Raw genomic sequence first — 4,351 nt, 5'->3', positions numbered from 1 at the left:
CACCCTCGACACCGACCTCCCCCTCCAGGTCCACGACGAACTCACCGGCGCCACCTACCACTGGGCCCGCCACAACTACGTCCGCCTCGACCCCGCCACCGGCCCCGCCCACCTCCTCACCGTCCGGAGGCACCCATAGGGCCTCCGGCGGCCGGGGGGCGGCGCCGCCTGCCGGCGGATCCCGCCCGGACCGTGCCGACTCCGGTCTCCGATGCCCCGCACCGGCCCCCTCAGCCGTCCTGCCGGACCCCGCTCCCGACCCGCTCCTCTTCCCACCCCGCACACGCCGGAGGCTCTCTGTGACAGTCAACGAGCCCGTTCCCGACACCTTCGCCGAGACCCCCGCCCGGGACCGCGACCCGGAGTGGTTCAAACGGGCGGTCTTCTACGAGGTCCTGGTCCGCTCGTTCCAGGACAGCAACGGCGACGGTGTGGGTGACCTCAAGGGGCTCACCTCGAAGCTCGACTACCTGCAGTGGCTGGGGGTGGACTGCCTCTGGCTGCCGCCCTTCTTCGCCTCGCCGCTGCGGGACGGCGGGTACGACGTGGCCGACTACAAGTCGGTGCTCCCGGAGTTCGGCGACCTCGCCGACTTCGTGGAGTTCGTCGACGCCGCCCACCTGCGCGGCATGCGGGTGATCATCGACTTCGTGGTCAACCACACCAGCGACCAGCACCCGTGGTTCCAGGCGTCCCGCAACGACCCCGACGGCCCGTACGGCGACTTCTACATGTGGGCCGACGACGACAAGCAGTACCCGGACGCCCGGATCATCTTCGTCGACACCGAGAGCTCCAACTGGACGTACGACCCGGTGCGCAAGCAGTACTTCTGGCACCGGTTCTTCTCCCACCAGCCCGACCTCAACTTCGACAACCCGCGGGTGCACGAGGAGGTCATCGCGGCCCTGCGGTTCTGGCTGGACCTCGGCATCGACGGCTTCCGGCTGGACGCGGTGCCGTACCTGTACGCGCGTGAGGGCACCAACTGCGAGAACCTCCCGGAGACCCACGAGTTCCTCCGCAGGCTCCGCAAGGAGATCGACGCCGACTACCCGGACACCGTGCTGCTGGCCGAGGCCAACCAGTGGCCCGAGGACGTCGTCGACTACTTCGGCGACTTCGCCTCCGGCGGCGACGAGTGCCACATGGCGTTCCACTTCCCGGTGATGCCGCGGATCTTCATGGCGGTGCGGCGGGAGTCGCGCTACCCGGTCTCCGAGATCCTCGCGAAGACCCCGGAGATCCCCAGCAGCTGCCAGTGGGGCATCTTCCTGCGCAACCACGACGAGCTGACCCTGGAGATGGTCACCGACGAGGAGCGCGACTACATGTACGCGGAGTACGCGAAGGACCCGCGGATGCGGGCCAACGTGGGCATCCGCCGGCGGCTCGCCCCGCTCCTGGAGAACGACCGCAACCAGATCGAGCTGTTCACCGCCCTGCTGCTCTCCCTGCCGGGCTCGCCGGTGCTGTACTACGGCGACGAGATCGGCATGGGCGACAACATCTGGCTGGGCGACCGGGACGGCGTCCGGACCCCGATGCAGTGGACCCCGGACCGCAACGCGGGTTTCTCCTCCGCCGACCCGGGCAGGCTCAGTCTGCCGCCCATCATGGATCCGGTGTACGGCTATCAGGTGACCAACGTCGAGGCACAGCAGAGCAGTTCGAGCTCGCTGCTGCACTGGACGCGTCGCATGATCGAAATCCGCAAGCTCAATCCTGCGTTCGGCCTCGGCAGCTACACCGAGCTGCCCTCCAGCAACCCCGCGGTGCTGGCCTTCGTGCGTGAGCACGAGGGGGACCTGGTCATGTGCGTGAACAACTTCTCGCGGTTCGCGCAGCCGACCGAACTGGACCTGCGGCGGTACGGCGGGCGGTACCCGGTCGAGCTGATCGGCGGCGTCCGTTTCCCGTCCATCGGTGAGTGGCCCTATCTGCTCACCCTCGCCGGGCACGGCTTCTACTGGTTCCAGCTCCGGAAGCCCGGAATCAAGTAGCGGCGGCGAGCCCGTCCCGAAGTAACGATCCACCAGGTCACCGGGCCATCCGCCCTCCGGGGCGCGGACGACACCGTCCGTGCCCCGGAGGGTCTTCGCACCACCGCGTACGGAGAACAGCCCAACGGCCACCCACACTATGGCGTGACACCCGAGCCCCGCTCGCGTGCCGTCGCCGCCGCGCCGCCGAAATCCGGAAGACTGACGGGCCCGGCCACGACCCGTCGGGCAGTCCGCCCGCTTCCGGGGAAAGGGAGTCATGTCCGAAACCTCCCGTTCTCAAGCCCATGTGCACCGCGACGCACCCGACAGCGCCCCCGGGCCGGTCGGAACGCGCGGCACCGGGCGGAGAACCACAGCGGGAATCAGCGAACTCGTGGGCTCCGCCCTGCCGCTGATCGCCGACTGGCTGCCCACGCAGCGCTGGTACGCCGGGAAGGGGCGGCCGATCACCGGCCTCACCCCCGTGGTAGGCACTCCGCTGCAGGTCGGCGACCCGACCCTGCTCCACCTGCTGCTGCGGGTCGAGCACGGCACCGGCGCGGGGGCCCAGGGCGACATCTACCAGCTGCTGCTCGGCATCCGCTCCCAGGACCCCTCCGGGATCGGACCGGCGGCCGTCCTCGGGCGGCTGGCCGGCGGCGGCCCGCACGACGGCGCGGTGCTGTACGACGCGGTGCACGACCCCGAGCTGACCGGCCGCCTGCTGGAGCACCTCGCCACCGGCGACCGCTTCGGCGCGCTCTCCTTCCGCCGCACCCCGGGCCCGGGGCTGCCCGGCAACCTGCTCGGCCGAGCGTCCACCGCCGAGCAGTCGAACAGCTCGGTGATCTACGGGACGTCGTTCATCCTCAAGCTGTTCCGGCGGATCAGCCCCGGCACCAACCCGGACCTGGAGCTCTCGCTGGCGCTCTCCCGGGCCGGGTCCACCCGGATCCCCCGGGTCGCCGCCTGGTTCGAGTCACGGCTGGAGCGCTCCGAGCCCGCCACCCTCGGCCTGCTGCAGCGCTACCTCCCGGACGCCGAGGACGGCTGGGAGCTGGCGCTCGACCAGGTCGCCCGGCTCAAGGGCGACCCGTCGCCCGGCAACTTCGCCATCGAGGCGCACCGGCTCGGCCGGGCCACCGCCGAGGTGCACCGGGTGCTCGCGCGCACGATGCCCACGGCCCGGCTCGACCACACCGAGACCGGCCGGCTCGCCTCCGCCATGGCCGACCGGCTCGACAGCGCCGTCGCCGCCGTCCCCGGGCTGCTGCGCTACCGCTCCGCGCTGCGCGCCGCCTTCCAGCAGCTGACCGCCGACCACCTGGAGGGGCTGCCCGTCCAGCGGATCCACGGCGACCTGCACCTGGGCCAGGCGATGCGCACCCCGCACGGCTGGGTGCTGCTGGACTTCGAGGGCGAACCCGCGAAGCCGCTGGCCGAGCGCCGGCTGCCGCAGCCCGCGCTCCGCGACGTCGCCGCGATGCTCCGCTCCTTCGACTACGCGGCCGCCCACCTGCTCGCCGGCGCCCCCGGCCCCGACCCGGAACTCGCCCACCTGGCCGCCGCGTGGGCGGCCCGCAACCGGACCGCGTACTGCGCCGGATACACCGCGGGCGGGGGGATGGATCCGGCCACCGCGCCGGAGCTGCTGCGCGCCCTGGAGATCGACAAGGCGGTGTACGAGGTCGTCTACGAGGCGCGGCACCGGCCGAGCTGGCTGCCCATCCCGCTGGCCGCGATCAACCGTCTGGCCCTGACCGTCTGACCCGCCCTCATCCGCTAGCAGGAGGACCCGACGTGACACCGCTCGGCCCCAAGCCCGACCGCTCCACCACCGCCACGCCCGACACCCTCCGGTCGGGCACCGGCGCGCCCACCCCGGGCGCGAGGACCCGGGTGGCCCGGCGGCGCGAGCCTGCGGCGCCACGCCGGGCCGAGCAGGACGCGTCCGCCGTGCTGCGGCTGCCGGAGGCGCCGCTGCCGCCGGCCGAGGTCGACCGGCTGGTCTCCGGCGTGCACCACGACCCGCACGCCCTCCTCGGGGCGCACGCGACCCTGGAGGGCACCGCGATCCGGGTGCTCCGTCCGTTCGCGGAGCGGGTCGTGGTGGAGACCGACCACGGACCGGCCGAGCTCACCCACCAGCAGTCCGGCCTCTTCACCGGACTGCTGGCGGGCCGGGAGTTCCCGGCGTACCGCCTGCGGGTGACGTACCCGGGCGGCGGGCCGCTGCTGCAGGACGACGGGTACCGGATGGCGCCGACGCTGGGTGAGCTGGATCTGCACCTGATCGCGGAGGGCCGGCACGAGCAGTTGTGGCGGGCGCTGGGCAGTCACGTGCGGACGGTCGACGGGGTGGCGGG

The 4,351-nt window shown here is 72.4% G+C and carries 3 protein-coding genes and 1 pseudogene; all 4 read left to right on the top strand.

The window, feature by feature from the left end:
- A pseudogene (locus tag SNE206_RS39710) lies at nucleotides 1-139 on the top strand (alpha-amylase); the annotation flags it as partial.
- Nucleotides 140-299: 160 nt separating this feature from the next.
- The gene (treS, locus tag SNE206_RS39705; RefSeq protein ID WP_407918463.1) at nucleotides 300-2,003 is read left to right on the top strand and encodes a maltose alpha-D-glucosyltransferase; all 1,704 of its coding nucleotides are present in this window, start codon (nucleotides 300-302) and stop codon (nucleotides 2,001-2,003) included.
- Between the two features lie 259 nt (nucleotides 2,004-2,262).
- A complete protein-coding gene (locus tag SNE206_RS39700; RefSeq protein WP_407918462.1) occupies nucleotides 2,263-3,753 on the top strand; it encodes a maltokinase N-terminal cap-like domain-containing protein in 1,491 nt (496 codons plus the stop codon).
- A gap of 32 nt (nucleotides 3,754-3,785) precedes the next feature.
- Nucleotides 3,786-4,351 (top strand): GlgB N-terminal domain-containing protein (locus tag SNE206_RS39695; RefSeq protein WP_407918461.1); only part of this gene is annotated, 566 nt, incomplete at its 3' end.

The organism is Kitasatospora sp. NE20-6 (assembly GCF_045862635.1).
The sequence above is the reverse complement of the archived record's forward strand: the minus strand, read 5'-3'. Positions and strand labels throughout refer to the sequence as shown.

Excerpts from the sequence above, each read along its gene's own strand:
- SNE206_RS39700 (WP_407918462.1), top strand. The coding sequence starts at position 2,263 with ATGTCCGAAACCTCCCGTTCTCAAGCCCATGTGCACCGCGACGCACCC.